The organism is Mesorhizobium sp. M00.F.Ca.ET.216.01.1.1, assembly GCF_004010325.2.
Lineage (GTDB): Bacteria > Pseudomonadota > Alphaproteobacteria > Rhizobiales > Rhizobiaceae > Mesorhizobium.
The window spans coordinates 92,651-117,434 of the sequence record NZ_SADR02000023.1 but is presented as its reverse complement, the minus strand read 5'-3'; the positions used below and the strand labels follow the sequence as shown (position 1 = coordinate 117,434).

General features: G+C 63.1%; 29 protein-coding genes. 14 read left to right on the top strand and 15 right to left on the bottom strand.

Going from position 1 to position 24,784, the window contains the following annotated elements:
• From EN859_RS26370 to sppA, 3 genes are all read right to left on the bottom strand, one after another.
• The gene (locus tag EN859_RS26370) at positions 1-333 is read right to left on the bottom strand and encodes a LapA family protein (protein ID WP_127855514.1); all 333 of its coding nucleotides are present in this window, start codon (positions 331-333) and stop codon (positions 1-3) included.
• A 139-nt stretch (positions 334-472) separates the two neighbouring features.
• Positions 473-757, bottom strand: coding sequence for an integration host factor subunit beta (locus tag EN859_RS26365; protein ID WP_027165368.1), 285 nt, complete (start codon positions 755-757; stop codon positions 473-475).
• Between the two features lie 82 nt (positions 758-839).
• Positions 840-1,796 carry a signal peptide peptidase SppA gene (gene sppA / locus EN859_RS26360; RefSeq protein WP_127855515.1) on the bottom strand — a complete coding sequence of 319 codons (957 nt, stop codon included), beginning with the start codon at positions 1,794-1,796 and terminating at the stop codon, positions 840-842.
• A gap of 298 nt (positions 1,797-2,094) precedes the next feature.
• Between sppA and lptC the strand changes: the two genes are divergently transcribed.
• The 6 genes from lptC (at position 2,095) to ptsN (ending at position 7,289) form a co-directional block, all read left to right on the top strand.
• Positions 2,095-2,808, top strand: coding sequence for an LPS export ABC transporter periplasmic protein LptC (lptC, locus tag EN859_RS26355; RefSeq protein WP_127855516.1), 714 nt, complete (start codon positions 2,095-2,097; stop codon positions 2,806-2,808).
• The gene (locus EN859_RS26350; protein ID WP_127855517.1) at positions 2,795-3,376 is read left to right on the top strand and encodes an LptA/OstA family protein; all 582 of its coding nucleotides are present in this window, start codon (positions 2,795-2,797) and stop codon (positions 3,374-3,376) included. Before lptC ends, EN859_RS26350 begins: the two co-directional genes overlap by 14 nt.
• Positions 3,376-4,194, top strand: a complete 819-nt coding sequence (lptB, locus tag EN859_RS26345) for an LPS export ABC transporter ATP-binding protein (protein ID WP_127855518.1) — start codon at positions 3,376-3,378, stop codon at positions 4,192-4,194. Before EN859_RS26350 ends, lptB begins: the two co-directional genes overlap by 1 nt.
• Positions 4,195-4,389: 195 nt before the next feature.
• Entirely contained in the window at positions 4,390-5,916 is a 1,527-nt protein-coding gene (rpoN, locus tag EN859_RS26340; RefSeq protein WP_127855519.1) for an RNA polymerase factor sigma-54, read from the top strand.
• 266 nt (positions 5,917-6,182) lie between these two features.
• Positions 6,183-6,761: a ribosome-associated translation inhibitor RaiA gene (raiA, locus tag EN859_RS26335; protein WP_127855520.1), complete on the top strand. Its 579-nt coding sequence runs from the start codon at positions 6,183-6,185 to the stop codon at positions 6,759-6,761.
• A gap of 63 nt (positions 6,762-6,824) precedes the next feature.
• Positions 6,825-7,289 carry a PTS IIA-like nitrogen regulatory protein PtsN gene (gene ptsN, locus EN859_RS26330; protein ID WP_006200387.1) on the top strand — a complete coding sequence of 155 codons (465 nt, stop codon included), beginning with the start codon at positions 6,825-6,827 and terminating at the stop codon, positions 7,287-7,289.
• 86 nt (positions 7,290-7,375) lie between these two features.
• On the opposite strand, the gene EN859_RS26325 is transcribed toward ptsN, so the two are convergent.
• Positions 7,376-7,633, bottom strand: coding sequence for a DUF1150 family protein (locus tag EN859_RS26325; RefSeq protein ID WP_127855521.1), 258 nt, complete (start codon positions 7,631-7,633; stop codon positions 7,376-7,378).
• Positions 7,634-7,697: 64 nt separating this feature from the next.
• Positions 7,698-8,123, bottom strand: coding sequence for an Hsp20 family protein (locus EN859_RS26320; RefSeq protein WP_127855522.1), 426 nt, complete (start codon positions 8,121-8,123; stop codon positions 7,698-7,700).
• A 144-nt stretch (positions 8,124-8,267) separates the two neighbouring features.
• On the opposite strand from EN859_RS26320, the gene EN859_RS26315 reads away from it, so the two are divergent.
• Complete coding sequence (locus EN859_RS26315) at positions 8,268-9,209, top strand: nucleoside hydrolase (RefSeq protein ID WP_127855523.1); 942 nt, start codon at positions 8,268-8,270, stop codon at positions 9,207-9,209.
• Positions 9,210-9,374: 165 nt separating this feature from the next.
• On the opposite strand, the gene EN859_RS26310 is transcribed toward EN859_RS26315, so the two are convergent.
• From EN859_RS26310 to EN859_RS26285, 6 genes are all read right to left on the bottom strand, one after another.
• Entirely contained in the window at positions 9,375-10,538 is a 1,164-nt protein-coding gene (locus tag EN859_RS26310; RefSeq protein ID WP_127855524.1) for an IS4 family transposase, read from the bottom strand.
• A gap of 142 nt (positions 10,539-10,680) precedes the next feature.
• Positions 10,681-11,295, bottom strand: coding sequence for a LysE family translocator (locus EN859_RS26305; protein WP_127855525.1), 615 nt, complete (start codon positions 11,293-11,295; stop codon positions 10,681-10,683).
• A 92-nt stretch (positions 11,296-11,387) separates the two neighbouring features.
• Positions 11,388-12,845, bottom strand: a complete 1,458-nt coding sequence (locus tag EN859_RS26300) for an amidase (protein ID WP_127855526.1) — start codon at positions 12,843-12,845, stop codon at positions 11,388-11,390.
• Between the two features lie 4 nt (positions 12,846-12,849).
• Positions 12,850-13,758, bottom strand: a complete 909-nt coding sequence (locus EN859_RS26295; protein ID WP_127855527.1) for a ribokinase — start codon at positions 13,756-13,758, stop codon at positions 12,850-12,852.
• 238 nt (positions 13,759-13,996) lie between these two features.
• Complete coding sequence (locus EN859_RS26290) at positions 13,997-14,890, bottom strand: methylated-DNA--[protein]-cysteine S-methyltransferase (RefSeq protein ID WP_127855528.1); 894 nt, start codon at positions 14,888-14,890, stop codon at positions 13,997-13,999.
• A 185-nt stretch (positions 14,891-15,075) separates the two neighbouring features.
• Complete coding sequence (locus tag EN859_RS26285; RefSeq protein WP_127855529.1) at positions 15,076-15,570, bottom strand: DUF2244 domain-containing protein; 495 nt, start codon at positions 15,568-15,570, stop codon at positions 15,076-15,078.
• Positions 15,571-15,592: 22 nt separating this feature from the next.
• On the opposite strand from EN859_RS26285, the gene nth reads away from it, so the two are divergent.
• On the top strand, positions 15,593-16,393 hold the full coding sequence (gene nth, locus EN859_RS26280; RefSeq protein ID WP_127855530.1) for an endonuclease III: 801 nt from the start codon (positions 15,593-15,595) through the stop codon (positions 16,391-16,393).
• Here the strand turns inward: nth and EN859_RS26275 are convergent.
• Positions 16,390-16,845: a DUF2214 family protein gene (locus tag EN859_RS26275; RefSeq protein ID WP_127855531.1), complete on the bottom strand. Its 456-nt coding sequence runs from the start codon at positions 16,843-16,845 to the stop codon at positions 16,390-16,392. The genes nth and EN859_RS26275 overlap by 4 nt on opposite strands.
• Positions 16,846-17,027: 182 nt before the next feature.
• On the opposite strand from EN859_RS26275, the gene EN859_RS26270 reads away from it, so the two are divergent.
• Positions 17,028-17,567: a GNAT family N-acetyltransferase gene (locus EN859_RS26270; RefSeq protein WP_127855532.1), complete on the top strand. Its 540-nt coding sequence runs from the start codon at positions 17,028-17,030 to the stop codon at positions 17,565-17,567.
• A 67-nt stretch (positions 17,568-17,634) separates the two neighbouring features.
• Here the strand turns inward: EN859_RS26270 and EN859_RS26265 are convergent, their stop codons facing one another.
• A complete protein-coding gene (locus EN859_RS26265; protein WP_127855533.1) occupies positions 17,635-18,414 on the bottom strand; it encodes an IclR family transcriptional regulator in 780 nt (259 codons plus the stop codon).
• A 200-nt stretch (positions 18,415-18,614) separates the two neighbouring features.
• Between EN859_RS26265 and EN859_RS26260 the strand changes: the two genes are divergently transcribed.
• The 5 genes from EN859_RS26260 to EN859_RS26240 all read left to right on the top strand — a co-directional run bounded on the left by EN859_RS26260 (position 18,615) and on the right by EN859_RS26240 (position 23,845).
• Positions 18,615-19,589: a tripartite tricarboxylate transporter substrate-binding protein gene (locus EN859_RS26260; RefSeq protein WP_127855534.1), complete on the top strand. Its 975-nt coding sequence runs from the start codon at positions 18,615-18,617 to the stop codon at positions 19,587-19,589.
• Positions 19,590-19,718: 129 nt separating this feature from the next.
• Positions 19,719-20,255: a tripartite tricarboxylate transporter TctB family protein gene (locus tag EN859_RS26255; protein WP_127855535.1), complete on the top strand. Its 537-nt coding sequence runs from the start codon at positions 19,719-19,721 to the stop codon at positions 20,253-20,255.
• Between the two features lie 4 nt (positions 20,256-20,259).
• Positions 20,260-21,783 carry a tripartite tricarboxylate transporter permease gene (locus EN859_RS26250; protein WP_127855536.1) on the top strand — a complete coding sequence of 508 codons (1,524 nt, stop codon included), beginning with the start codon at positions 20,260-20,262 and terminating at the stop codon, positions 21,781-21,783.
• A 15-nt stretch (positions 21,784-21,798) separates the two neighbouring features.
• Positions 21,799-22,983: a CoA transferase gene (locus EN859_RS26245; RefSeq protein WP_127855537.1), complete on the top strand. Its 1,185-nt coding sequence runs from the start codon at positions 21,799-21,801 to the stop codon at positions 22,981-22,983.
• A 13-nt stretch (positions 22,984-22,996) separates the two neighbouring features.
• A complete protein-coding gene (locus tag EN859_RS26240; protein ID WP_127855538.1) occupies positions 22,997-23,845 on the top strand; it encodes a citryl-CoA lyase in 849 nt (282 codons plus the stop codon).
• Positions 23,846-23,854: 9 nt separating this feature from the next.
• Here EN859_RS26240 and EN859_RS26235 read toward each other — a convergent pair whose 3' ends face one another.
• Entirely contained in the window at positions 23,855-24,331 is a 477-nt protein-coding gene (locus EN859_RS26235; protein WP_127855539.1) for an NUDIX hydrolase, read from the bottom strand.
• 113 nt (positions 24,332-24,444) lie between these two features.
• The gene (locus EN859_RS26230; RefSeq protein WP_127855540.1) at positions 24,445-24,750 is read right to left on the bottom strand and encodes a hypothetical protein; all 306 of its coding nucleotides are present in this window, start codon (positions 24,748-24,750) and stop codon (positions 24,445-24,447) included.
• Between the last annotated feature and the right edge of the window lie 34 nt (positions 24,751-24,784).

Sequence of the window (24,784 nt, the reverse complement as noted above, 5' to 3'; positions counted from 1 at the left end):
TCAGTTAGTCGGCTTCGGCAACGCCGGACCCTGCGGCGCGGCGGGTGCGCGGCTGACCACCTGACGCAGGTTCTCGGCCTCGACGCCGCGCTGGCGCGCCAGCTTGCGATAGCGGCGCTGCTTGACCCAGGTCGCCAGGCTGCCGACGATCATGCCGATGGCGAGGGCCAGAAACAGGAAGATGAAAAGCGGCAGTGTCAGCGTCAGCGCCGGATTGCCTGGGTTGAACGGGTCAAGCGTAAAGGCAACCGGTTCGCGGTTGGCGACGGCCAGCGCAATCAGGATGACGGCCAGCGGCACGAAGACCACGATAAGCATGAAGCGGTTGAACATAACATTTCCTGTCGAAAGGCGGGCCCTGCCGAAAGGCCGGTATTGCGGGTGGGGCCGGCCCTTGTGTGGTGGATGTGAAGTTGCTGAACGCTGATGTCTCAAAATAGCAGGAACTTCAAATCCGCCACACTGACGGCGGCTATTTGCCGCCGTTCAGCCTTTCGCGCAATTCCTTGCCGGTCTTGAAGAACGGCACCCATTTCTCCTCGACCTCGACGGATTCGCCGGTGCGCGGATTGCGGCCGGTGCGGGCGGGACGGTTTTTCACCGAAAAAGCGCCGAAACCGCGCAGTTCGACCCTGTTGCCTTCGGCAAGGGCATCGGTGATCTCGTCAAAAATAGCGCCGACGATGTTTTCGACATCGCGCAGGAAAAGATGCGGGTTGCGCGCGGCGATGATTTGCACAAGTTCGGATTTGATCATGAGAAAGGTTCCCCGTGAAAGCCCTGCGGTCAAAATTATGAGGATGATTTTATTCGCTTTTTTCACTCGTCTCAACGGCCCGTCAAGGGTGCCAGACGGAAACGAGACCGTCAAGAAACAAGCGGTCCGCTCCAATTTCGTGAAGGATCTCGCCGCCATAGTCCGGCAAGCCGAGCGCGCTGCCGATGGTTTTCGTCATCACCTTCGACAGCAGGAAGCCGCCCCGTCCTTCCCCGTTTTTCCATTCCACCACCTTGAGCTTGGCGTCAACGCCCTTGGTTGCTAGCCAGTCGATGGCTTCGGTTTCGCCGCCGACGGCGTCGACCAAGCGGTTGGCGAGAGCCTGCCGGCCGGTGAAGATCGAGCCGTCGGCGAGCGCCAGCGCCTCGGGCCGGGTCATGCTTCGCCGTTCGGCGACGATGCCGACGAACCAGTCGTAGCTGTCGAGAATGAGCTTGCGGACCATGCTGCGTTCATCGTCGCTGGTCGGCTTGAAGGGCGAAGGCGAAGCTTTCAGCGGTGAGGATTTCACCTCCTCGAGCTTGATGCCGAGCTTGTCCATGAGGCCGCTGACATCGGGATACTGGATCAGTACGCCGATCGAGCCGACGATGGAGGATTTGCGCGCCACGATGTGGTCGGCGGCACTTGCGATCATGTAGCCGGCCGACGCGGCGAGCGTGCCGACCTCGGCCACCACCGGCTTGTCGGCAGCCAGCTTGCGCACTTCCTCATAGATCGATTCGCCGCCGACGGTGGTGCCGCCAGGCGAATCGATCGACAGGATCACGCCTTTCACCTTCGGGGATTCACGGATGGTTTCCAGCCGTTTGATCAGTTCCTCGTCCTCGGTGATGGTGCCCTCGATTTTGACTTTGGCGATATGGTCGACCGCGGTGCCGGCGAATTCGTCGCCGTAGAACCAGGCCGACAGGGCGATCACCCCGGCTGCTGCGACAATGAACGCGGCAACGCGCCAGAACGTCAGCTTGCGGCGCAAACGGCGGCGATCGATCAGGTCATCGGCTCTCAGTGCCATGGTCAGCCTCACAAGTCGGTGGGAAGAAATGCTTTTTAATGCAACCGTCCGCGCCCGGCTACCGTTTCCTGAAGGGCTTGTTTCAAAGGACCTCTCCACGCGAGTGGCGTTTCATGAAAAATTAACGCTGCCCGCTTGTATCTGGTATGAAATGCGGACAGTTGTGTTGACTTCATTTGCGCTTGTACAACGGGCGCCGTCATATTTTTGCGGTTTTCCTCCGCTTGTGCTTGCTTGCGGGGGCCGGCATCCCACCTATAGGCGGTGTTTGGTGGGCAAGGGTTTGTAGAAAGCAGTCATGTTAGCGCGAACGAACGAACCGGCCAGCGCCGAGACGGTGTTGGCCCCTCCGGTGCCAGGCAGTTCGCGGGTCGATGCCTTCGACCTGGCGCAGCGCCATTCGCGCCGTGTCCGCGTCTTGAAGTTTGCGGTGCCGCTGGTTGCTGCCGTGATCGCTGTTGCATTCCCGGTCTATTCCTATCTCGCGGCCCCCGTTTCCATCACGGTGCAGGCCGATGGCAGCGCCTTTGCCAATGGCAAGCTGGTCATGGCCAATCCCAAGCTCAACGGATTCACCAAGCAGAAGCTGCCTTATTCCCTGACGGCCTTGCGCGCCATACAAGACGTCGGCAAGCAAGGCATCATCGACCTGGAGGGCATCAACGCCAAATTGCCGTTCGCGGCCGACAACGTGGCGACCGTCAACGCCACGCGTGGCATCTACGACCGCGATGGCAACACGATGAACCTGACCAGTGACGTCACCGTGACGACGACCGACGGCATTGACGCGAAGTTCAAATCGGTCTTTCTCGACATGGGTAAAGGCACTATGAAGACGGGCGATCCCGTCGATGTCAGCCGTGGCGGGTCGCGGATCACAGCGGATTCGATGTCGGTCCAGGACAATGGCAAGGTGCTGGTTTTCGAGAACAGAGTGCGCGTCAACATCGATCCCGCCAGCTTGAAGGCGGCAGAGGCAAAGAGCGGAGAAACGCATGCGGCCCAGTAGTTCGATACGGCTTGTGGGCGCGGCTTCCGCGTTGCTGTTGCTGGGTGCGGTGCCTTCGCTGGCCCAATCCAATGCCAGTAGCCAGCTGTCAGGCCTCAAATTGTCCGGTGACAAGCCGATCCAGATCGAAAGTGACAAGCTCGAGGTCCGCCAGGCGGAGAGCGTCGCCGTATTCACCGGCAACGTCACCGTGACGCAAGGGCCGACCTTGCTCAAGGCCGGCAAGATGACGGTCTATTATGTCAAGGACGCGGCCGCCAAAGGTACGGCCGCCAACGCCTCGGCGATGACCGGCTCGGCCAACATCGATCACCTCGAGGTCGACAACAAGGTCTATATCAAATCAGACGACCAGGTCGCCACCGGCGACAACGGCACCTTCGACATGAAAACGGAAGTGCTGGTTCTTTCCGGCAAGGAGGTGGTGCTGTCCCAAGGCCCCAACGTCCTCAAGGGCTGCAAGCTCACTGTGCAGATGAAGAGCGGCCTGGCTCAGGTCGACGGCTGCGGCGGGCGAGTCATGATGTCGATGACGCCGCCGCCGAAGTCGGGAGCGCCGAAGCAATAATGGTTGGCGTATCGTCGCTGCTGGCACGTCTTCCGGGGCGGGCCGCCAGCAAACTAGCGGCACCGGCCACGGTCACCATCGAGATGGCAAAGTTCAAGGGCACCTTGATCGCCAAGGGCCTGACCAAGAGCTACAAGGGCCGAAAGGTCGTCAGCGGTGTGACCATCGGCGTGCGCGCCGGCGAGGCGGTCGGTCTGCTCGGTCCCAACGGCGCCGGCAAGACGACCTGTTTTTACATGGTCACCGGCCTGGTGCCGGTGGATGAAGGCACCATCGAGATCGATGGTTTCGACGTCACCTCGATGCCGATGTACCGTCGTGCCCGCCTCGGCATTGGCTACCTTCCCCAGGAAGCTTCGATTTTCCGCGGCCTGAGCGTCGAACAGAACATCCGCGCCGTGCTTGAAGTGGTCGAAAAGAGCCGCAAGGAGCGCGAGCGCAGCCTCGACGAACTGCTCGAGGAGTTTCACATCAGTCATCTGCGCAAGGCGCCGTCGCTGTCGCTTTCCGGCGGTGAACGCCGGCGCCTCGAAATCGCGCGCGCGTTGGCGACGCGCCCGGCCTACATGCTGCTCGACGAGCCTTTCGCCGGCATTGATCCAATCGCCGTCGCCGATATCCAGCAGCTTGTGCGCCACCTGACGGCGCGCGGCATCGGCGTGCTGATCACCGACCACAATGTCCGTGAGACGCTCGGCCTGATCGACCGCGCCTACATCATCCATGCCGGCCAGGTGCTGACGCATGGACGGGCGGATGAAGTGGTCGCCAACGCGGATGTGCGACGACTTTATCTCGGCGAGGGATTCACGCTCTGAGCGAAAAATCCATGTCCCGACGTGATTTTCGGATAATTTTCGAGATTTTCGCCGGCTTTTCCCTGAGATAACGCTCCGGTAAGCGGTTTTTGCTAGCGTTCGCCTTGACAAGCAAAAGCCGGGCCAGTTTCTATGCCCGACCGGAAAATTCTTTCCAGCAGTCCTGTGCGTAGACGAGGCGTTTGGAACCGAACCATGGCGCTGGCGGCGAAATTACAGCTACGGCAATCCCAGTCGCTGGTGATGACGCCGCAACTGATGCAGTCGATCCGGCTGCTGCAGCTCACCAACATCGAGCTGGAACGCTTCATCGACGACGAGATCGAGCGCAATCCTCTTCTGGAGCGCGCCGAACCGCAGGATGACGCCGCCAGCGAGCAGGCGCAGAAGACCGACGCCGCGCCTGAGCCAGCCGCCGACGGCGACTGGTTCGAGGCCGAGACGGCATGGAGCGCCGAGGCGATCTCGGATAAGCTCGACAGTTCGCTGGAGAACCTGTTTCCCGACGATCCCGGCACGAGCGAGCGGCTCGGTCCCGACCTGACGGCGCAATGGAAATCGGCCTCTGGCAGCGGCTCAGCGCCTTCGGCCGACGGCTTCGACGTCGGCGACATGGCCGCTGCAGCCGTCACGCTGCGCGAACATGTCGGCGAACAGATTGCCCTTGCCTTCGCCGATCCGGCGGCGCGCCTTGTCGCCGGCGAGCTCGGCGACGGCCTCGACGAGGCCGGCTATCTGCGCGCCGACATGGCCGAGGTCGCGGCCCGTCTCGGCACGGACGAAGCGGCGGTGGCGAAGGTGCTGGCGGTCTGCCAGACATTCGAGCCCGCTGGCCTCTTCGCCCGCAACCTCGCCGAATGCTTGTCGTTGCAGCTTGCCGTGCGCGATCGTTTCGATCCGGCGATGAAGGCGCTGGTCGCCAATCTCGAACTCCTGGCGCGGCGCGACTTCCAGACGCTGAAGCGGATTTGCGGGGTCGACGAGGAGGATCTTCTCGATATGCTGGCCGAAATCCGGGCGCTCGATCCGCGGCCTGGAATGGCGTTTTCGGGCGGCGCCAGCGACGCGATCGTCGCCGATGTCGAGGTAAGGGAGGCAAATGATGGCAGCTGGACGGTGGAGCTCAATGCCGAAACGCTGCCGCGTGTGCTGGTCGACCACATCTACTTCGCGCGGGTTTCGAGCCACGCAAAAAACCAGACGGAAAAGGATTTCCTGGCCGAATGCCTGCAAAACGCCAACTGGCTGACGCGCAGCCTTGACCAGCGGGCGAAGACCATCCTCAAGGTCGCTTCTGAAATCGTGCGCCAGCAGGATGCCTTTCTCGTCCATGGCGTGCGTCACCTGAAGCCGCTCAACCTGCGCACCGTGGCCGATGCCATCGGCATGCACGAATCGACCGTCAGCCGCGTCACGGCGAACAAATACATGCTGACGCCGCGCGGCGTGTTCGAGCTGCGCTATTTCTTCACGGCCTCGATTGCGTCGTCGGGTGGCGGCGATGCGCATTCGTCGGAAGCGGTGCGCGACCGCATCAAGCAGTTGATCGAGGAGGAAAAACCCGTCGACGTGCTTTCCGACGATGCCATTGTGGATATGCTGCGGGAAAACGGCGTCGACATCGCCAGGCGCACCGTCGCCAAATACCGGGAAGGCATGAACATTCCCTCGTCGGTGCAGCGGCGGCGCGAAAAACGCGCTTTGGCCAGCGCCGGGCGCTGAACCGGGACGAATTTCCACAGTTTTTGCGCTTCATTGACAAGCAGCAATGAAGTGGCTAGAAGCCCGCCCGCATGAGACGGGCCTGACGCCCGCATGCGGATGGTCCGTCACGACGAAGGCCATGGGACGGCCAAGAGGCGGCTTGTGATCAACCGGAAAGTTCGAACTTAAAATCGGCGCCAGTGACGCCGCGAAGCTTGTGCGCACGGGCCACGAGTATAAACTCGGGCCGGTTTGAAGCCTGAGCAAGGAAGGTCAGTTTTCAGATGACACTGCGCATATCGGGAAAACACATGGACATCGGCGACGCGTTCCGTACACGCATCACCGAGCGTGTCGACGAGGTTATCGGCAAATATTTCGATCGGGGCTTTTCGGGGCAAATCGTAGTCATCAAATCGGGGTCGCGCTATACGGCCGATTGCATGATCCGGCTCGATTCCGGCGCTTCGCTGCAGGCGACCGGCGAAGCCCAGGATCCGACGCTTGCCTTCGAAGCAGCAGGCGACCGTCTCGAAACCCGCCTTCGGCGCTACAAGCGCCGTCTGAAATCGCACAATTCAGGCAATGGCGAGCCGACCGACATCGCCTATACGGTGATGGCGCCGCTCGCCGACGACGACGAGGACATACCGGAGAATTTCGCGCCGGCCATCGTCGCCGAATCGACCATGACGCTGCAGACCATGTCGGTAGCGTCGGCGGTCATCGAGCTCGACACCAAGGAGAGCCCGGTTTTCGTCTTCCGCAATGCCAGAAACGAACACCTCAACATCGTCTATCGCCGGCCGGACGGAAACATCGGCTGGATCGACCCGTCCACGACCAAGGTCGCACAGGGATAAAGAGCCGGCCGCGCGAGGGGGCGAGGACTGGCGACGGCAGGGGCGAACAAGGGATTTTCAAGCATGGATCTGAGCGATCTTATCAACGTTCCGGCGATCATGCCGGCGTTGAAGGCGAACTCCAAGAAGCAGCTGCTGCAATTGCTGTCCGAGAGGGCGGCGGCAATTTCCGGCATTCCGGAGCGGGAGGTGTTCGATACTATCCTACAGCGCGAGCGGCTTGGTTCCACCGGTGTCGGCAACGGCATCGCCATTCCGCACGGCAAGCTGGCCGGGGTCAAGCGTATCGCCGGTGTCTTTGCCCGGCTGGAGACGCCGGTCGATTTCGAGGCGCTGGACGACCAGCCGGTCGATCTGGTGTTCCTGCTTTTGGCTCCGGAAGGCGCCGGCGCCGATCACCTCAAGGCATTGTCACGCATCGCGCGGGTGTTGCGCGATGCCGATACGGTGGCCAAGATCAGGGGCACGCGCGACGCAGTGGCAATCCACGCGCTGCTGTCGGACACGCAGGCCTCGCACGCAGCCTGAAGCTTTTGGATTAATTCCTTGAGGGGCCGCCGCGGGCGGCCCTGTTCATATCCAGTTAGACAGCCGCCCGCCTTTTTCCGGCCTTTTTAATGAATGGAGACGGGAGTCAGGTCATTTTCCAAGGCGCCGGCCAGCGCCCGATCGCGAGCGTCCGAAAGCAGGATCGGCTGGCCACTGGCGGCAAAAAGTGCCCACAGTTCCAGGCCAGGCGCGATTTCGCCGAGACCCGGGAAGCGCTCGCGCAACTCGTCGCTCGACATTTTCCGGAGATAGGCGACCGTGCCTTCGCCGAGATGGGCGAATTCACCGCTGGTCAGGGCAAGATTTTCGTCAGTTCTGGTCATTTCAAGCCTCCTTGCAGCGAGGACGCCGCTCAAGGCCGCCTCGCGTGAGAGCCATCGGTAAAGATCAGTCTTTCACCGATATGTTTATTTTCCGTACCAGCCGCTCGGACTCTGGCCGGTCGAGATCGATCGACAACAGCCCGTTCTTCAGCTCCGCCGCGATCACCCGCATGCCGTCGGCCAGCACGAAACAGCGCTGGAATTGGCGCGCGGCGATGCCGCGGTGAAGGAATTCGCGCTCGGTGTCGTCGTTCTGACGGCCGCGCACGATCAACTGGTTCTCCTCCGTAGTGACATCGAGATCGCTTTCCGCGAAGCCGGCGACAGCGAGCGTGATGCGCAGCCTTTCGGCCTTGCCGTCGACACCGCTGAGGCGCTCGATGTTGTAGGGAGGATAGCCGTCGCCCGACTTTGCCAGACGTTCCAAGGTCTTTTCCATGGCGTCAAAGCCCAAGAGAAGCGGGCTGGAAAAGGGCGTCATTCGGCTCATGTTACACTGTCCTCTCAAGAGCGACATAAACTGGAAAAACCCGGATGGCATTTTTCCCGATGGTGTTGATATGGTCCGCGCCGCGGCCAAGTTCAAGCCGTCAAAAAGACCCGCCCAAAAAGACTCCCCAGACAAGGAATTGAAATGCCCCAATCCCGCAAGATCATCATCGACACGGATCCCGGCCAGGATGACGCCGTCGCCATATTGCTGGCGCTCGGCAGCGCCGAACTGGAGATCGTCGGCATCACCGCCGTTGCCGGCAATGTGCCGCTGACGCTCACCGAAAAGAACGCGCGCAAGATCTGCGAGTTGGCCGGCAGGCCAGACATCAAAGTCTATGCCGGCGCCATCCGGCCGCTGGCGCGTGAACTCGTCACCGCCGAGGAAGTGCATGGCAAGACCGGCCTCAACGGACCGCAACTGCCCGAACCGACGATGCCCTTGCAGGATCAGTACGCGGTCGATTTCATCGTCGAGACGCTGATGCGGGAGGAGAGCGGCACGATCACGCTCTGTCCGCTCGGGCCGCTTACCAACATCGCCCTGGCGCTGATCCGCGAGCCGAGGATCGCGCCGCGCATCAAGGAAATCGTGCTGATGGGCGGTGGTTTCTTCGAGGGCGGCAACGTCACGCCGACGGCCGAATTCAACATCTATGTCGACCCGCATGCCGCCGACGTCGTGTTCAAGTCCGGCATTCCGATCGTCATGATGCCGCTTGACGTCACCCACAAAGCGCTGACCACGGCCATGCGCACGCGGGCCTTTCGCAAGCTTGGTACCAGGGTCGGCACTGCCACGGCGGAGATGCTGGAATTCTTCGAGCGCTTCGACGAGGAGAAATACGGCACCGACGGCGGGCCGCTGCACGACCCTTGCGTCATCGCTTATCTGTTGAAGCCGGAGCTGTTCAAGGGCCGCAACTGTAACGTCAGCGTTGAAGCCGCCTCGGAGCTCACCATGGGCATGACGGTGATTGACTGGTGGGGCGTGACCAAGCGGCCGAAGAACGCCATGGTGATGCGCGACGTCGACCATGACGCGTTTTTCGCACTGCTGCTGGAAAGACTGGGGCGACTTTAGGGACGCCTTTCCTGCTCCCCTTCTTGTGCCTTCTTGTGGGAGAAGGTGGCCGAGCGAAGCGAGGTCGGATGATGGGTGCTCCAGCCTGGCGAATACCCCTCATCCGGCTTGGCACTACGCGCTAATCCACCTTCTCCCACAACGAGCAGGGCTGTCCGGGGAAAGTCATGCATATGTGAAGCACATCTGGTTTGGCGATACGGTGGGCTTTCTGTTGCTTGGATTGACGGGCGGCGGTCGTTGGATGGCTGCGATTTGGCGGCGCTCGAAGAGGCATCGCTTGACGAGATCGGTGAAGCGCAGGATCGGCATTGTGATGGGGTGGCCGCGAGCGGCGATACGCAGCAGCGCATAGGCGATCATGGCGGCGAAGAGCTGCAGGCGGATGGCATTGTCGTTGGTGGCGAGGAACTTGCGGATCTTGAGGTGTTGCTTGATCCGACGGAACAAAAGTTCGATCTGCCAGCGGCCCTTGTAGAGGGCGGCGATCTCGACGGCGGGACGTTCGAGATCGTTGGTCAGCAGCGTGATGGTATCGCCGTCTTGGCGTTTGACGGTCAGGTGACGCAGTGCGATCGGCAGCTTGCAGTTGGTTTTGCTGGCAAGGCTTACTTCGGCATCTTCAAGAACCGAGAAGCCGTCGCCCTGTGTGTCGATGAGGCGGCGCCTGCGCCCGACCTTGAGGCCCATGTTGGATTTGGGTCGCGTGACGAAGAAGGCTTTGGCAGAGGCGACCGCCGTCCCCCAGCCGTAATGGCAATAGCCCTTGTCGAACACATAGGTGGCGCCGGTCTCGATGGTGATCGTGCGGCCGATCTGGGCATCGTTGACGTTGGCATCGGTGATGTCGAGGACACGCGGGCAGTCGCTGTCGGGGTCGTAGACGACATGCATTTTCATGCCACGAATGCGACCGTTCGACTTGGCCCAGGCGCACGCCTTGCCGAGCGGAATGGGAGTGGAATCGATCAGCCGCAGCATGGCCGTGCCCTCACGGCGCGTCTGCCGGTCGAGTTGACCGGCAAGCAGGCCGAAGACATCGGCAAAGACGGCGACGGGACGGCGCCGGCCGGCATCCGACAAGGTCGAGCGCCGCAACACGTCGCTGCCAAGATGATAATGGTGCTGGCTGTTGGCGTTCCAGCCGGCTTCCAGGCTGCGCAGGCTGTCGGCGCCACTGAGCTGCGCGTAAATCAGCACCATAAGGTGGTCCCAACTCTTGAACGACTTGTCGTAGGCATCCCCGTCATGGCTATCCACAACCGCCTGGAAGCCACGCCGATTGATCGGTTCAACCAGCTTTCCAAGGATGCTAGACGTGAAGCGCATGCCCCGTTCCCTTTCTGAGTCTCGACAACCAGAAGGTAGACGGAAAACCGCCGTCTTACGGGGCATGCGCATGCGGCATTTCGATTCATCAGAGGCTTTCCCCGGACAGTCCTGCATAACGAGGGGAAAGGGAAGATGGCCGTCACTTCGCCTTTGAAAAAGCCAACCACAGGCCGCCGCCGACCAGGAAACTGCCGCTGATCCTCGACAACAGCTTGACGCGGCCGGCCGACAGCAAACGACCGGCGCGGCCAGCGGCCAGCGCGTAGGTCGAATCCGACATGGCGGCGAAGATCATGGCGGTGAGGCCCATGACCACGATCTGCAGTGTGTAATTGCCTTCAGGAGCGATGAACTGCGGAAAGAAGGCGCCGAAGAACACCAGCGTCTTTGGGTTGCTGATTGCCACCAGGAAGCCTTGCAGGAAGAAACCGCCGCGTGGTTTCTTCGCCGATCCGTCGGCGTTCAGCTTGCCTTTCGAGCGAAACATCTGCACGCCCATCCAGATCAGGTAGGCCGCGCCGATCAGCCTGACCCATTCGAACCAGTGGCCCATGCCTGCGATCAGCGAGGTCAGCCCAATGCCGACGATGGCGATCATGATCGCCAGCCCTGCCTGCGTGCCGGCGACATTGGCGAGGCCGGCGCGGGAGCCATGGCGGATGCTGTTGGCGATGATCAGCGTGACCGTCGGTCCGGGCACCAGGATGATGACGAGGCAGGCGAGGAGATAGGTGGCGTAGAGTTCTAGTGACATGGGTTCCCCTCGGAAGTGCGCTTGAGCGGCTGGTGACGATCAATGCATGACGGCGAAGCCGGCGCAAGCCGTCGGCGGATGGGAGTCAGGCCTCAGGACGCTCCGGCCTGCCACGGCAGCGTCGCCTCATAGGCCGCTCCGGCCCTCAGAACGGCAAGATCGCCGCGCGGCCGCCCGATCAATTGCATGCCCATCGGCCTGCCCCTGTCATCGAAGCCGACCGGCACGTTCACGGCGGGGCAGCCGCCGAGCGTGGCGAAGGCGGAAACCTGCATCCAGCGGTGGTAGCTGTCCATGGCGCGCCCGGCGACTTCGCTCGGCCAGTGCGTGGCGACCTCAAAGGGAAAGACTTGCGCGGTGGGCAGCGCGATGAGGTCGAAGCGATCGAAGATCGACAGCAGTGTCCGATGCCATGAGGAGCGCCGCACGGTGGCAGCATGAACCTCAGGCGCGGTGAGACGCATCGCCTGTTCCACCTCCCATACGGCTTCAGGCTTCAGCAGCCGGCGTTTGACGGGATCGTCGTAATGCACCTTTAGGGCGCAGCCGCTGCTTGCCTGGCGCAGCGTCATGAAGGCCTGCCACAGTGCCTCGAAGTCGAAATCCGGCACCAGTGCTTCGCTTTGGAAAGATGCATCCGCCAAGCGGCCGAGCGCGGCCTCGCAAAGCGGCAAAATGCCTGCTTCGACCGGCAGATGGCCGCCAAGATCGCCAAACCAGGCGATGCGGCCGCCAGACGCCGGCGTTTGCAGCCCTTCGAGGAACGAGCCGTGCTTGTGATGTGAAAGCGGCGCGCGCGGATGGTAGCCGGCCTGCTCGTCGAGCAGCAGGGCGATGTCGCGCAGGCTGCGGCCTATCGGCCCTTCGACGCCCATCTGCGCATGGAAGACATCGATGTCTGGACCGGCCGGGACAAGCCCCTGTGAGGGGCGGAAGCCATAGACGTTGTTGTAGGCGGCGGGGTTGCGCAGCGAGCCGCCAAAGTCGCTGCCGTCGGCGACAGGAAGCATGTCGAGCGCCAGCGCGACGGCTGCACCACCGCTCGAGCCGCCAGCGGTCAGGGCCGGATCGAAAGCGTTCAGCGTCGGGCCGAACACGGTGTTGTAGGTGTTGGAGCCGAGCCCGAATTCGGGAACGTTGGTCTTGCCGATGATGATGGCGCCGGCCTTGCGGACGCGCTCGACGAAGAAATCATCCTCTTGCGGCACGAAATCGGCAAAGATCGGCGAGCCGAAAGTGGTCCGCAGCCCCTTGGTCAGGGCGAGGTCCTTGATGGCGATCGGCAGGCCGAACAGGGCTCCGGCGTCTCCCGCACGCGCCAGATGGGTGTCTGCCCTGTCGGCCTCGTCCAGGATGTCGGCACGCTCGCGCAATGAGACGATAGCGTTGACCAGTGGGTTCACCGCTTCGATACGGTCGAGAAATGCCGCCACCACTTCGCGCACGGATAGGCGGCGGCGCCTGATCGCGTCGGCAAGCTCGACGGCGGAGGGGCGGCAGATGTCGCCGGCCGGAGGCACGGCATATTTTGTGGCAGGACGCACGGTCATCGCGCTAGCCGGCGGATTTCTGCAAGGCGGCATCGACGTCTTTCGCCAGCGGGATCGCCGGCTGGGCGCCGGGCTTCAGGCAGGCGAGCGACCCGGCAGCGGCGGCGCGGGCGAGCGCCTTGTCGAGCGAAAGGCCCAACGACAGTCCAGCGGCGAAATAGCCGCAAAACGTATCGCCGGCGCCGACCGTGTCGACCGGCGTGATCCTCAGCGCCGGCACCGTCAGGAAATCGTTCGGCGTCGCGGCCAGCACGCCTTCGCCGCCGAGCGTGACGACGATGGCGCGGCCGGTTTTTCCGGCATAGTCGCGCATCCGCGCCGGGCGGCCGCGGCCGTTCAACGACAGCGCCTCGCCGTAGAGGTCGAATTCGGTTTCGTTGGCGACGACATAGTCGGCCTTGCCGAGGAAAGCGGCCGCCTCCGCACGGAATGGTGCAGTGTTGAGCACGGTGACCGCGCCTGCCGCCCGTGCCGCGTCCAGCGCGGCATCGACGGTCGGCAGCGGGATCTCGAGCTGTAGCAGCACGACGTCGTCTTTTCCGAGGAGCGCCTTGGCAAGATCGCCCGGCACAACCGAATCGTTGGCGCCAGGCACCACGGCGATGACGTTCTCGCCGTCGGCGCCGACCAGGATCAGCGCCGTGCCGGTTGAGGCGAAGGTCTCAGTGATGCCTGACAGGTCGACCTTGCCGTCCCGCAGCAGTGCCAGTGCTTCGGCGGCGAAGTTATCCTTGCCAACCGCGCCGACCATGCGCACCTTGGCGCCGGCACGTGCGGCGGCCAACGCCTGGTTGGCGCCCTTACCGCCGGGAGCGGTGGCGAAACCGGAGCCGCGAACCGTCTCGCCCGGTCCGGGCAAGCGGTCGACATTGGCGATGAGGTCGAGGTTGATCGAGCCGACAACGATAATCAAGAAGTGCCTCCTGCTGATTAAGCGGGAGGCTAACCCGTTAGGCCGCTGCTTGCCAGTCCACGGCGTTCATCACATGCTTTGCAGCGGACTCGTCATCACTCGCAGCGCACGATGATCATGCCTTGATGGCTGCCGGAGGAAAGATATCGGGCGGGTTGGTGGCGGTGAGGTCGACCTGCACGGTATGGTTCTATTGCCGATCCTCAGCGACAGGGCCGAGCCCTGAGAAATCGGCGTTTCAGGACCCGACCTGGCCAGCTTCCCAGCCGAGGATGGCGCGCTTGCGCGTCAGGCCCCAGTGATAGCCTGTGAGCGCACCGGATTTGCCGAGAGCCCGGTGGCACGGCACCACGAAGGACATCGGGTTGGCACCGACCGCAGCGCCCACCGCCCGGCTAGCGCTCGGTGCGCCGATGCGGGCGGCGATCGAGGAATAGGTGCAAGCCTTGCCCATCGGGATGCGCAACAGGGCTTCCCAGACGCGCACCTGGAAGTCGGTGCCGATCATCACCACGCGCAGCGGCTGGTCGGGTCGCCAGAGCGTCGGATCGAAGATCCGCGCGGCGTAGGGAGCAGTCGCCGCCATGTCCTCGACATAGGTTGCGTTCGGCCAGCGGCCGGACATGTCGGCGAAGGCTTCACGCTCGCCGCCGGGATCGCTGAAGGCGAGGCCGGCAAGTCCGCGGTCGGTGACCATGATCAAGGCAATGCCGAAAGGCGAGATATGATAGCCGTAGCGGATGGTGAGTCCGGCGCCACGGGTCTTGTAGTCGCCCGGCGACATCGCCTCGTGGGTGACGAAGAGATCGTGCAGCCGGCCCGGACCGGACATACCCAGTTCCAGCGAGGTCTCAAGCAGCGGCAAGCCGGAATCGAGCAGCTTGCGCGCATGGTCGAGGGTGACAGCCTGCAGGAACGCCTTGGGTGACAGGCCGGCCCAGCGGGTGAACAATTTCTGCAGGCCAGTCGGCGTCTCGCCGACGTCCTCGGCCAATGCCTCGAGCGAAGGCTGGTCACGGTAGTCGAGACTAATCTTCTCGATGGCGCGACGGACGATTTCGTAGTCGTCACCTTCAGGCGTGACGTCGTTCTGAAGGACTGCTGTCGTCTTGAGGGGCATTCGAGCGTTCATGGGACTATCTCCTTGACCGCGAATATCGTCCTTCCCGGCCACGATCACCACCCGAAACTTGCCTTCTTGCTGCGCATATCCAGATAGAGTTGGGCTCGGGAAAAGGAGCCGGTCATGGCCGGCGAAGATCATGGTCAAGCAAGAAGGTAGAGCCCCAATTCTATCGGGATTGATCTTGCTCCAGCCTAGCGCCCTTTCGCGGTTGCCAAAGCGCGCGAAAATGCGGTGGCAAAGCTTTCGCGGTCGTCGGGATTGAGGAAACCGCCGATCGAAACGGTTTGTCCCTGTGCCTCGACCGCCATTCTGGTGATGCCGATCTCGGCGTGGCGGGCAACCGAAAAACGCGTCCAGAATGGATTGAAGCGATGCGCAACCGATTTGCCTGATGGAGCGGTCTTGAGGATGTTCAGGCTGGTGCGCGAGACCGACACCTCTTCGCGGGCTCGGGCGGCGCGGTAGTTTACCCGGAAGGCAATGTAGACGCCGGCCACGTCGAGGCCGAAGAAACCGAACACCGGCCAGGCGCCACGCGACAGGAAAAACGCACCGGTCACCACCCAACCGAACAACAACGCGCCCATCAGGATGGCAAAGCCGGTCTTGCCTAGCGAGCGATGCGGTGTCAGTAGCGCCTGGAAGAATGGCTCGTCGGCCTGAAATGAGGCGTTTGTGTCGCTCATGACGGGATATTATAGGAAGGGAATGGCGAGCCCCAAGTCTAAAAAATCTTCCACCCCAAAAAATGAACCGTCGCCCGTCCGGGGTGACGTCTCGAACGCCAAGCCGCGCCCCAGGCCGGTGCGATCCCGTTCGCTCTACAGCCCGGCCGAAGTGCGTGAGATTTTCAGACGCTTTTCCGTTCAGCGGCCCGAGCCGAGGGGTGAACTGGAACACATCAACCCCTTTACGCTGCTGGTGGCGGTGGTGCTTTCGGCACAGGCGACCGATGCCGGCGTCAACAAGGCGACCCGTGCGCTGTTCAAGGTCGCCGACACGCCGCAAAAGATGCTGGCACTCGGCGAGGCCAAGGTCGGCGACTACATCCGCACCATCGGGCTTTGGCGCAACAAGGCCAGGAACGTCATTGCGCTGGCGCAAGCGCTGATCCGCGACCATGGCGGCGAGGTTCCTGACGACCGCGATCAACTGGTCAAGCTGCCGGGTGTCGGGCGCAAGACCGCCAATGTCGTGCTCAATATGGCCTTCGGCCAGCACACGCTAGCGGTCGACACCCATATCTTGCGCATCGGCAACAGGCTCGGCCTGGCGCCCGGCAAGACGCCGGAACAGGTCGAGCAGGGGTTCCTAGAGATCATCCCGGACGAATATATGCGCCATGCGCATCACTGGCTGATCCTGCACGGCCGCTATGTCTGCAAGGCGCGCAAGCCGGACTGTCCGGCCTGCGTCATCGCCGACCTCTGCAAGGCCGAGGAGAAAACGACTGACGTGCCGGCGCCGCTGGTCGAGATCGCGCCGCTCGGGCCAGTGGGGACGGTTTAGTAGCCGTAGCCGCGCGCCATCGCCGCCGCGAAGACCGGGATCAGCAGGAAGATGAGCGCTTCGGTGCGCACATAGCTGCGCACGGAAGCGAGTTCCGCCGCCGGCACCTGGAAGCCGGGGCTGGCGACGGCTTGCCTGTTCCAGGACAAGAAGCGGATGGTCGGGATGATCGATAGCAGGCCGACGACGGCGAAGGCTGCCATCTTTGCCCAGAACACCCAGGTGTAGACGTAAAATTCCCAGCCCTTCAGGCCATAGAGGATGCGGCCAATGCCAACGATGATGATCAGCGCGGCGATGATGCCGTAGTGGCGATCGATGCCGACAAGCCGCTTGAGCGTCGCGGCAGGCAGATCGCCGCGGATCAGGACAAACTCGGCGCCGATGATGCCTGCCAGCGAAAACACCAGCAGGTGATGGATGATGGCAAGCACAAGGTCGGTGGTGTCCATGTCTTTCCTCTTGTTCAAAGGTATTGGCAGGTGCCTGATCCGGATGGGGTCGGCTGCGCTGAATCAGTCGCCGGTGAAAGTAACATCGCTGGCCAAGGTTGGAAGATGATCTGCATGGTACTGGCATCTTGTTTGATGCCGGCGATTTGCTATGCACCGGCAATTCAACCGAGGCAGAGTCCATGGGAAGTCCACAAGCAGTCAACGCTCCGGTCATCGAAACGCCGCGAACCATCCTGCGGCCACATCGGCTGGACGATTTCGACAGCTATGTCGCCATGTGGGCCGATCCCGTCGTCACCCGCTTCATCGGCGGCAAACCGCGCACGCGGGAGGAAAGCTGGATGCGCTTCCTGCGCCATGCCGGCCTGTGGTCGCTGCTGGGCTACGGTTTCTGGGCAATCGAGGAAAAGGCGACCCGCCGCTTCATCGGCGAGGCCGGCTTCCATGACCTGAAGCGTGACATGGTGCCGTCGATCGAAGGCGTACCCGAAGCAGGCTGGGCGCTGGCTTCGCACGCACATGGCCAAGGGCTCGCCAGCGAAGTCGTCGGCCGGGTTCTCGCCTGGGGCGACGATACATTCGGGCGCGCAAGAACCGTCTGCATCATCGATCCGGAAAACACCGGTTCGCTGAACGTCGCGGCAAAGTGCGGTTACAGGGAGTTATTGCGGACAACTTACCACGACAACGCCACGATCCTGCTGGAGCGACAGCCTTGAGGGCGTGTCATCCACCGAATCCGTCGCAATGCAACGCCAACGATGCCCGGATGGCGCCCGTCGCCGGTCAGGCAGAATTGAGGCGTTTCATACTTTCCGTTTCGACACCGGCTTGGCGGGCCGCTTGCTCAAGCATCGAAGCGTCTTCGCCGAAAGCGCGCGTGGCGCGGGCTGCCGCTTCCAGCAAGGGTTGCTTCATGCGCCAGAGAAAGGCCGCGTCGACGCGCGTGCTCGGGCCGGACAGTGTCAATGCACCGAGCAGCATGCGCCCCGGTCCGAACACAGGCGCCGACACGCCTGCCGTCTCGGGGTCGCGGTCGCCGATCGATAGATTGTGGTAGGTTTCGCGGATGGTGTCGTAAGGCTCGCCCTGCTCGCCGGAAAACGCCGCAAGCACCCGTCCGCCCGAACCGGACAGCAACGGCAACACGTCGCCCTCGCGTATGGTGTAGCGGATGGGATGCTTGGACTCGACACGATAGAGACAGGTGCGGACATCGCCCGAGCGGACATAGAAGGCGACGCTTTCCCAACTTCGGTCGGCCAGGTCGCGCATGATCGGCAGCAGGATGTCGGCCGCCACCACAGAACGCTGGTAGAGCGCACCAAGCCGGAAGGTGGCTGGACCGAGGCGGTAGCGGCCATCATCGAGGCGTTCCAGCAATTGCCCGCGCAGCAAAGAGTTCGCCAGCCTCAGGATCGTGCTCTTATAGAAGCCGGTTCGCACCGCGATTTCGGCAAGGCTGAGCGACCGGCCGGCCGAGGCGAAGGCATCGAGGATGGCGATCGCGCGATCGAGTGCGGCAACGCCATCGTTCGATGCAGGCCTGGATCGCGCTTCAGTCATCCGCTCGACGATTTCATTTTGGTTTCCAGTTCGGACAGAGTCTGACAAAGTCAATTGTGCCTTAAGCGCTGCGTTCTGTCTAGCAGAATGGCGTTCCTGTTGACAGAACGCGGTGAAATCGGCATGACTTTTGAGCGGGTCTGAATTCAGGCACGTTTTTGGCAGGCACCGGAGGAGGTGTCGTGATTTGGAGGAATCCCATGCTGAACAGACGCAGATTCTTGATGAACAGCGCGGCGGCCGGCGCCGGTTTCGCGGCGTTGCATCTCACACCCGCCTTTGCGCAGGACGCACCGCAGATCCAGATCTTCGTGCCGGCGGCGCCCGGCGGCGGCTGGGACCAGACGGCGCGCGCCATGGACCAGGTGCTGCGTAGCGAGAAGCTGATCTCCGGTTCGCAGATCACCAATGTCGGTGGCGCCGGCGGCACGGTCGGCCTGCCGCAGTTCGTCAATCAGTGGAACGGCAAGGGCAATGCGCTGATGGTTGCCGGCATGGTCATGGTCGGCGCCATCATTGCCAACAAGTCCGCCAACAACCTCACGCAGGTCACGCCGATTGCCCGCCTCACCGGTGAGTTCGAAGCGCTGGTGGTGCCGGCAGCCTCGCCGTTCAAGACGGCAGCCGATTTCGTCGCCGCTCTCAAGGCCGATCCGACCCAGGTTCCGGTGGCAGGGGGCTCGGCTGGCGGCTCGGACCACATCCTGTTCGGCCTGATCGCCAAGACGGCCGGCGTTCCGGCAACCAACCTCTCTTACGTGCCGTTCGCCGGCGGCGGCGAGGCGCTGTCGGCGCTGCTCGGCAACCAGGTCGCGGCCGGTATTTCCGGCTTCGGCGAGTTCTCCGAACAGGTCAAGGCGGGAGCGCTTCGGCTGCTCGCCATTTCCGCGGACAAGCGCCAGGAGGGCATCGACGCACCGACGCTGAAGGAAGCCGGCATCGATGTCGAGCTGTTCAACTGGCGCGGCGTCTTTGCACCGCCGGGCGTGTCCGATGACGACAAGGCAGCGATGATCAAGCTGGTCGAGACAATGGCCAAGAGCGACGCCTGGGCTAAGGAATGCAAGAACCGCAACTGGACGCCGATCTTGCTCACCGGTGACGACTACGCGAAATTCGTCGCCGAGGACACCGCCCGCATCGCAACGATCCTCAAGGATCTCGGCCTTGCCTGATGCCTCCAAGGGGGCGGCCTGCGCCGCCCTCTCCCCGACATTCGTCAACGGCATGGACATACGATCGATCGCGAGTGAGAGTGCGGTCAAGGCTGGCCGTGGGAAGCCGGTCATCTCGGGAGGACGATCATGAGCACCAGCAACCAGCAGGCGACGCCCTCGCGCCTGGCCGTGCCCGAATTGTCAATCGGCATCGGGCTTCTCGCCTGTGCCGCGGCGGTGGCCTGGCAGACCCTGGCGATCCCGGTGTCGCCGCTCTATTCCAAGGTCGGCCCGACCGTCTTTCCCTACATCACCATGACCGGCATGGTGATCCTTTCCCTCCTCCTCATCGTTGCCGCCCTGCGGGGCGGCTGGCAGCCCGAGGAAGAAAAGGAAACGCCGACCGACTGGAAGGCGATGGGCTTCGTGGTCGTCGGGTTGCTCGCCAACCTGCTGCTGATCCAGCCGCTCGGCTTCACCGCCGCCTCCGTGATCATGTTCGTTCTCATTTGCTACGGCTTCGGCAGCAAGCGCCCGTTGCGTGACGCGCTGCTTGGCCTGATCCTGGCGCTTGCCGCCTATTTCGGCTTTGCCAGGGCACTCGGCGTCAACATCGGCGCCGGCTTCGTCGAAAACCAGCTGAACACGATCATCAACTCGATCATCAGCATGTTGAGGGCCTGACGCCATGGAGACGTTCGGCCATCTCGCACATGGATTTTCGGTCGCCTTTACACCGGTCAATCTCATGTGGTGCCTGGTCGGCACCACGCTGGGAACAGCGATCGGCGTGCTGCCTGGCCTCGGGCCGGCGCTGACCATCGCCCTGCTTTTGCCGATCACCTACCAGGTGGCGCCGGAGGCTTCTTTCATCCTGTTTGCCGGCATCTACTACGGCGCCATGTATGGCGGCTCGACGACATCGATTCTGCTCAACACGCCGGGCGAAAGCGCCACCATCGTCACTGCACTCGAGGGCAACAGGATGGCCCGCTCCGGTCGTGGCGGCGCGGCATTGGCCACCTCGGCGATCGGCTCCTTCGTCGCCGGCACCATCGGCACCATGGGCGTCGCCTTCCTGGCGCCGATCGTGGTCAAGTTCGCGCTGTCTTTCGGCCCGGCCGAGTATTTTTCGCTGATGGTATTGGCCTTCATTACGGTTTCGGCAGTGCTCGGCTCGTCATCGGTTCGCGGCCTGACCAGCCTGTTCGCCGGCTTCGTCATCGGCATGATCGGCGTCGACCTGCAGACCGGGCAGCCGCGCTTCACCTTCGGCACGAGCGAATTGCTCGACGGTGTCGATGTCATCATCGTCGCCGTCGGCCTCTTCGCGGTCGGCGAGACGCTGTACATGGCCTCGCGCCGCTACGCCGGCAAGGACGAGATCGTACCGCTGAAGGGGTCGCTCTACATGACTGCGGCCGAATGGGCGCGCTCGTGGAGGCCATGGCTGCGCGGCGCCCTGATCGGCTTCCCGATAGGCGCCATGCCGGCCGGCGGCGCCGAAATCCCGACCTTCCTGTCCTATGCGATCGAAAAGAAGCTCTCCCGGCACAAGGAAGAGTTCGGCACCGTCGGTGCCATCGAAGGCGTTGCCGGCCCTGAAGCCGCCAACAACGCCTCGGCTGCCGGCGTGCTGGTGCCGATGCTGACGCTCGGTCTGCCGACATCGGCGACCGCGGCGATCATGCTGTCGGCCTTCCAGAGCTACGGCATCAATCCGGGGCCGCTGCTGCTGACGACGCAGGCCGATCTGGTCTGGGGCCTGATCGCCAGCCTGTTCATCGCCAACGTCATCCTCGTCATCCTCAACCTGCCGCTGATCGGGCTGTGGGTACGGCTGCTGAAGATCCCGGCACCGCAGCTCTATGCCGGCATCCTGGTGTTCGCCACGGTCGGCACCTACGGCATCTCGCAATCGCCGATCGATCTTGTCATCCTCTATCTGCTCGGTGCGGCCGGGTTCCTGATGCGGCGCTTCGATTTCCCGACCGCGCCGGTCATCATCGGCATGATCCTCGGGCCGCTCGCCGAGACGCAGTTCCGCCGCGCGATGACCATTTCGAACGGCGACTGGACGGTGTTCTATAGGCATCCGCTGTCGCTGACGCTGTTGACGCTGGCGTTCATCGGCCTGGTCGGGCCGCACATCTGGGCCTATGTCGAGCGCCGGCGCCTGCGCGGACCGGAGCATGTGCCTGGCGATGCCTGACCTGCTTGTGACGTCATGACCGATCTGCTTTCCGGCATCCGCGTCCTCGACCTGACCAATGTTCTGGCCGGTCCTTACTGCGCCTATCAGCTAGCTCTGCTCGGCGCCGATGTGATCAAGGTCGAGGTGCCGCAAGGCGGCGATCTGGCGCGCCAGCTCGGCGCCTCGCCGGAACTCAACAAAGCCGGAATGGGCGCTTCGTTCCTGGCCCAGAACGCCGGCAAACGGTCGGTGGTGCTCGATCTCAAGATGGAGGCCGATCGCGAGCGTTTCCTCGATCTGGTCGCCTCCGCCGACGCGCTGGTCGAGAATTTCCGCCCCGGCGTGATGGACCGGCTGGGCCTCGGCTCCGCCAGGCTGAAAGAGGTCCGTCCCGGCCTTGTCTATTGCGCGATATCGGGCTTCGGCCAGACCGGGCCGATGCGCGACAATCCGGCCTACGACCAGATCATCCAGGGGCTTTCGGGCGTCATGAGCATCACCGGCACGCCGGAGACAGCGCCGCTGCGGGTCGGCTATCCCGTCGCAGATACGCTGGGTGGTCTGGTCGGTGCCTTTGCCATCACTGCTGCGCTGGTGAAGCAGAAGACAAGCGGCGAGGGCGCCTTCCTCGATGTGTCGATGCTCGAATGCACGCTCTCCGCGCTTGGCTGGCCGGTGTCCAACTATCTGACGGCGGGCGTCGAACCGCAGCCGATGGGCAACGAGAACATGACAGCGGCGCCGTCTGGCGCATTTCGCACCGGCGATGGGCTGCTCAACATTGCCGCCAACAAGCAGGAGCAGTTCGTCACGCTCTGCCAATTGATCGGGCGGCAGGACCTGGTGTCGGATCCGCGTTTTGCCGAGCGTGAGACGCGCAAGCATAACCGCACCGCTCTGAAGGTGCTGATCGAGGAGGCCCTGCACAGCGCCCCGGCCGCCATCTGGGAAGAAAGGCTGAACCGTGCCGGCGTGCCGGCGGGCCGGGTGCTGACGATCCCGCAGGTGTTGGAGGAGCAGCAAGTGACCGAGCGCGGCATGACGACCCGCTTCGAGGGTGTGCCTGGCATGGACCAGCCGCTGACCGTCGTGCGCGGCGGCTTCACGGTCGATGGCGCGGCTCCCGTGCCGACCAGGCCACCGCCGGCGCTGGGCGAACATATGGACGAGGTCTTCGCCAACCTGCAGCCGCGCGCCAAGACAAGGGCGCGGGCATGACAGGGGTACAGGCATGAGCGACGCTGGGAAAAAGAGCGGCCGCGAGCGGGGCGAGGAATGGTGGCAGACCGATATCATTGAAATGCGGCCCGGCGTCATCCGGCTGCGCGGCTATGAAATCCAGGATCTTATCGGCCGCGTCAGCTTTCCGGCGATGATCTGGCTGATGCTGCGCGGCGAATTGCCTGGTGAGGAGCAGGCGGCGCTGCTCGGCATAGCGCTCGGTGCGGCCGTCGACCATGGGCCGCAGGCGCCGTCGATCGCCATTGCGCGCATGGCGGCCACCTGCGGCGTCGGCATCAACAGCGCCATGGCCTCGGCCATCAATGTGCTTGGCGACGTGCATGGGGGTGCCGGCGAACAGGCGCTTTCCTTCTATGGCGAGATCGCCGCGGCGCTCGGTGCCGGCACGACGCTCACGGATGCCGTGGCGGCGCGGCTCCATCGGTTCTTTGCTGAGGAAAAGGGCTACGTGCCGGGGCTCGGCCACCGTTTCCATCCGGTCGATCCGCGCGCGCCGCGCCTCATCGAGCTGACCCGCGATTTCGCCGCGCGTGGCGTCGTCAGCGGGCGCTTCGCCGATATCGCCGAGGCGGTCGAGGCCGAAGTCGCGCGGCGGAAGGGCAAAAAGATCCCGCTCAACATCGACGGCGCCACTGCCGTCATCTATGGCGAGCTCGGCTTCCCGCCGCCGCTGACGCGCGGCCTGTTCGTGCTGTCGCGTTCGGTCGGCATATTGGCGCACGCCTGGGAACAGTCGCAGCAGAGCGAGCGCAACAAGGGACCGTTGCCGCGGGAATGGCTGTGGGCCTATACCGGCACGCCAGTGCGACCGGTTCCCGAATCCGACGAGAACCGGTAAGGCGTCGCCTCAGGCCGGGTTGGCGTGCGCAGGTTCGGGAACCTTCAAGCTCTTCAGCAGCGTCGAAAGATCCGGCTCGTCGATGAGCAACGCCGCGTCAGCCGGCGCCAGCCATGCCCGCTGCCGCGTTCTCGCCTCCGGCCAGTTGGCGAGTTCCTCGGCTACCTCCAGCAGGTAGACGACGACATCGACGCGGACAAAGCGGTTCGACAGCCGTTTCCAGTAGGAATAGATGCCGGCCGGCTCCTTCAACGTCTTGCCGAGAACGCCGGCTTCTTCCCGCGCCTCGATCATGGCCGCCTTGCGTCCGCCCTTGCCCTTCATCGGCCAGCCCTTGGGAACGATGAAGCGCCTCGTCGTGCGCGAGGTGACCAGCAATACCTCGATGTCGCCACGCTCGCTCACCCGAAAGGGAATGGCTGCCACCTGGCGGATCCGCTCGCCGTTCTTTGCCTTGCGTACCGCTTTCCTCTTTGTCGCTGCCATGCGGAATCCAGTCGAACTTGCCGAAGGGGTTACTCTTTTGCAAAACCCACCTTCTACGCAATGCGGCATTTCAGGCAGATAAGTCGGCTAAATAAATGGAAAGCGCCGGCTTGTCAGCGGCAAGTGCTTACAAAACTGCTGCCCGACGGCTGTAATTGGCAGCTTGGCTTGACCTGAGGCACCTCGGGTCGAGGCAGCGGCGCGATCTGGCGATCCTGGGCGCGGAACTGCTGTTGCTGCTGCTGAAATTGCTGCCTCTGCAGCCTGTTTTCCAGCATCTGCAACTCGTTTTGCTGGACCAGCAGGTTGCGATCGGCGGGATTCACGACCTGCGCTGAAGCAGACAGGCTTGCACTAGGCAACATTGCCGTTGCCAGCGTTGCCGACACAAGAACTGTCGATAGACGAAGCGCCGACATTCCTTCGCTCCCGTACGAAACACAACCCGCAGGA

Coding starts and splice junctions, on each gene's coding strand:
- EN859_RS26370 (WP_127855514.1), bottom strand. CDS start 333: ATGTTCAACCGCTTCATGCTTATCGTGGTCTTCGTGCCGCTGGCCGTC.
- EN859_RS26365 (WP_027165368.1), bottom strand. CDS start 757: ATGATCAAATCCGAACTTGTGCAAATCATCGCCGCGCGCAACCCGCAT.
- sppA (WP_127855515.1), bottom strand. CDS start 1,796: ATGGCACTGAGAGCCGATGACCTGATCGATCGCCGCCGTTTGCGCCGC.
- lptC (WP_127855516.1), top strand. CDS start 2,095: ATGTTAGCGCGAACGAACGAACCGGCCAGCGCCGAGACGGTGTTGGCC.
- EN859_RS26350 (WP_127855517.1), top strand. CDS start 2,795: ATGCGGCCCAGTAGTTCGATACGGCTTGTGGGCGCGGCTTCCGCGTTG.
- lptB (WP_127855518.1), top strand. CDS start 3,376: ATGGTTGGCGTATCGTCGCTGCTGGCACGTCTTCCGGGGCGGGCCGCC.
- rpoN (WP_127855519.1), top strand. CDS start 4,390: ATGGCGCTGGCGGCGAAATTACAGCTACGGCAATCCCAGTCGCTGGTG.
- raiA (WP_127855520.1), top strand. CDS start 6,183: ATGACACTGCGCATATCGGGAAAACACATGGACATCGGCGACGCGTTC.
- ptsN (WP_006200387.1), top strand. CDS start 6,825: ATGGATCTGAGCGATCTTATCAACGTTCCGGCGATCATGCCGGCGTTG.
- EN859_RS26325 (WP_127855521.1), bottom strand. CDS start 7,633: ATGACCAGAACTGACGAAAATCTTGCCCTGACCAGCGGTGAATTCGCC.
- EN859_RS26320 (WP_127855522.1), bottom strand. CDS start 8,123: ATGAGCCGAATGACGCCCTTTTCCAGCCCGCTTCTCTTGGGCTTTGAC.
- EN859_RS26315 (WP_127855523.1), top strand. CDS start 8,268: ATGCCCCAATCCCGCAAGATCATCATCGACACGGATCCCGGCCAGGAT.
- EN859_RS26310 (WP_127855524.1), bottom strand. CDS start 10,538: ATGCGCTTCACGTCTAGCATCCTTGGAAAGCTGGTTGAACCGATCAAT.
- EN859_RS26305 (WP_127855525.1), bottom strand. CDS start 11,295: ATGTCACTAGAACTCTACGCCACCTATCTCCTCGCCTGCCTCGTCATC.
- EN859_RS26300 (WP_127855526.1), bottom strand. CDS start 12,845: ATGACCGTGCGTCCTGCCACAAAATATGCCGTGCCTCCGGCCGGCGAC.
- EN859_RS26290 (WP_127855528.1), bottom strand. CDS start 14,890: ATGAACGCTCGAATGCCCCTCAAGACGACAGCAGTCCTTCAGAACGAC.
- EN859_RS26285 (WP_127855529.1), bottom strand. CDS start 15,570: ATGAGCGACACAAACGCCTCATTTCAGGCCGACGAGCCATTCTTCCAG.
- nth (WP_127855530.1), top strand. CDS start 15,593: ATGGCGAGCCCCAAGTCTAAAAAATCTTCCACCCCAAAAAATGAACCG.
- EN859_RS26275 (WP_127855531.1), bottom strand. CDS start 16,845: ATGGACACCACCGACCTTGTGCTTGCCATCATCCATCACCTGCTGGTG.
- EN859_RS26270 (WP_127855532.1), top strand. CDS start 17,028: ATGGGAAGTCCACAAGCAGTCAACGCTCCGGTCATCGAAACGCCGCGA.
- EN859_RS26265 (WP_127855533.1), bottom strand. CDS start 18,414: ATGACTGAAGCGCGATCCAGGCCTGCATCGAACGATGGCGTTGCCGCA.
- EN859_RS26260 (WP_127855534.1), top strand. CDS start 18,615: ATGCTGAACAGACGCAGATTCTTGATGAACAGCGCGGCGGCCGGCGCC.
- EN859_RS26255 (WP_127855535.1), top strand. CDS start 19,719: ATGAGCACCAGCAACCAGCAGGCGACGCCCTCGCGCCTGGCCGTGCCC.
- EN859_RS26250 (WP_127855536.1), top strand. CDS start 20,260: ATGGAGACGTTCGGCCATCTCGCACATGGATTTTCGGTCGCCTTTACA.
- EN859_RS26245 (WP_127855537.1), top strand. CDS start 21,799: ATGACCGATCTGCTTTCCGGCATCCGCGTCCTCGACCTGACCAATGTT.
- EN859_RS26240 (WP_127855538.1), top strand. CDS start 22,997: ATGAGCGACGCTGGGAAAAAGAGCGGCCGCGAGCGGGGCGAGGAATGG.
- EN859_RS26235 (WP_127855539.1), bottom strand. CDS start 24,331: ATGGCAGCGACAAAGAGGAAAGCGGTACGCAAGGCAAAGAACGGCGAG.
- EN859_RS26230 (WP_127855540.1), bottom strand. CDS start 24,750: ATGTCGGCGCTTCGTCTATCGACAGTTCTTGTGTCGGCAACGCTGGCA.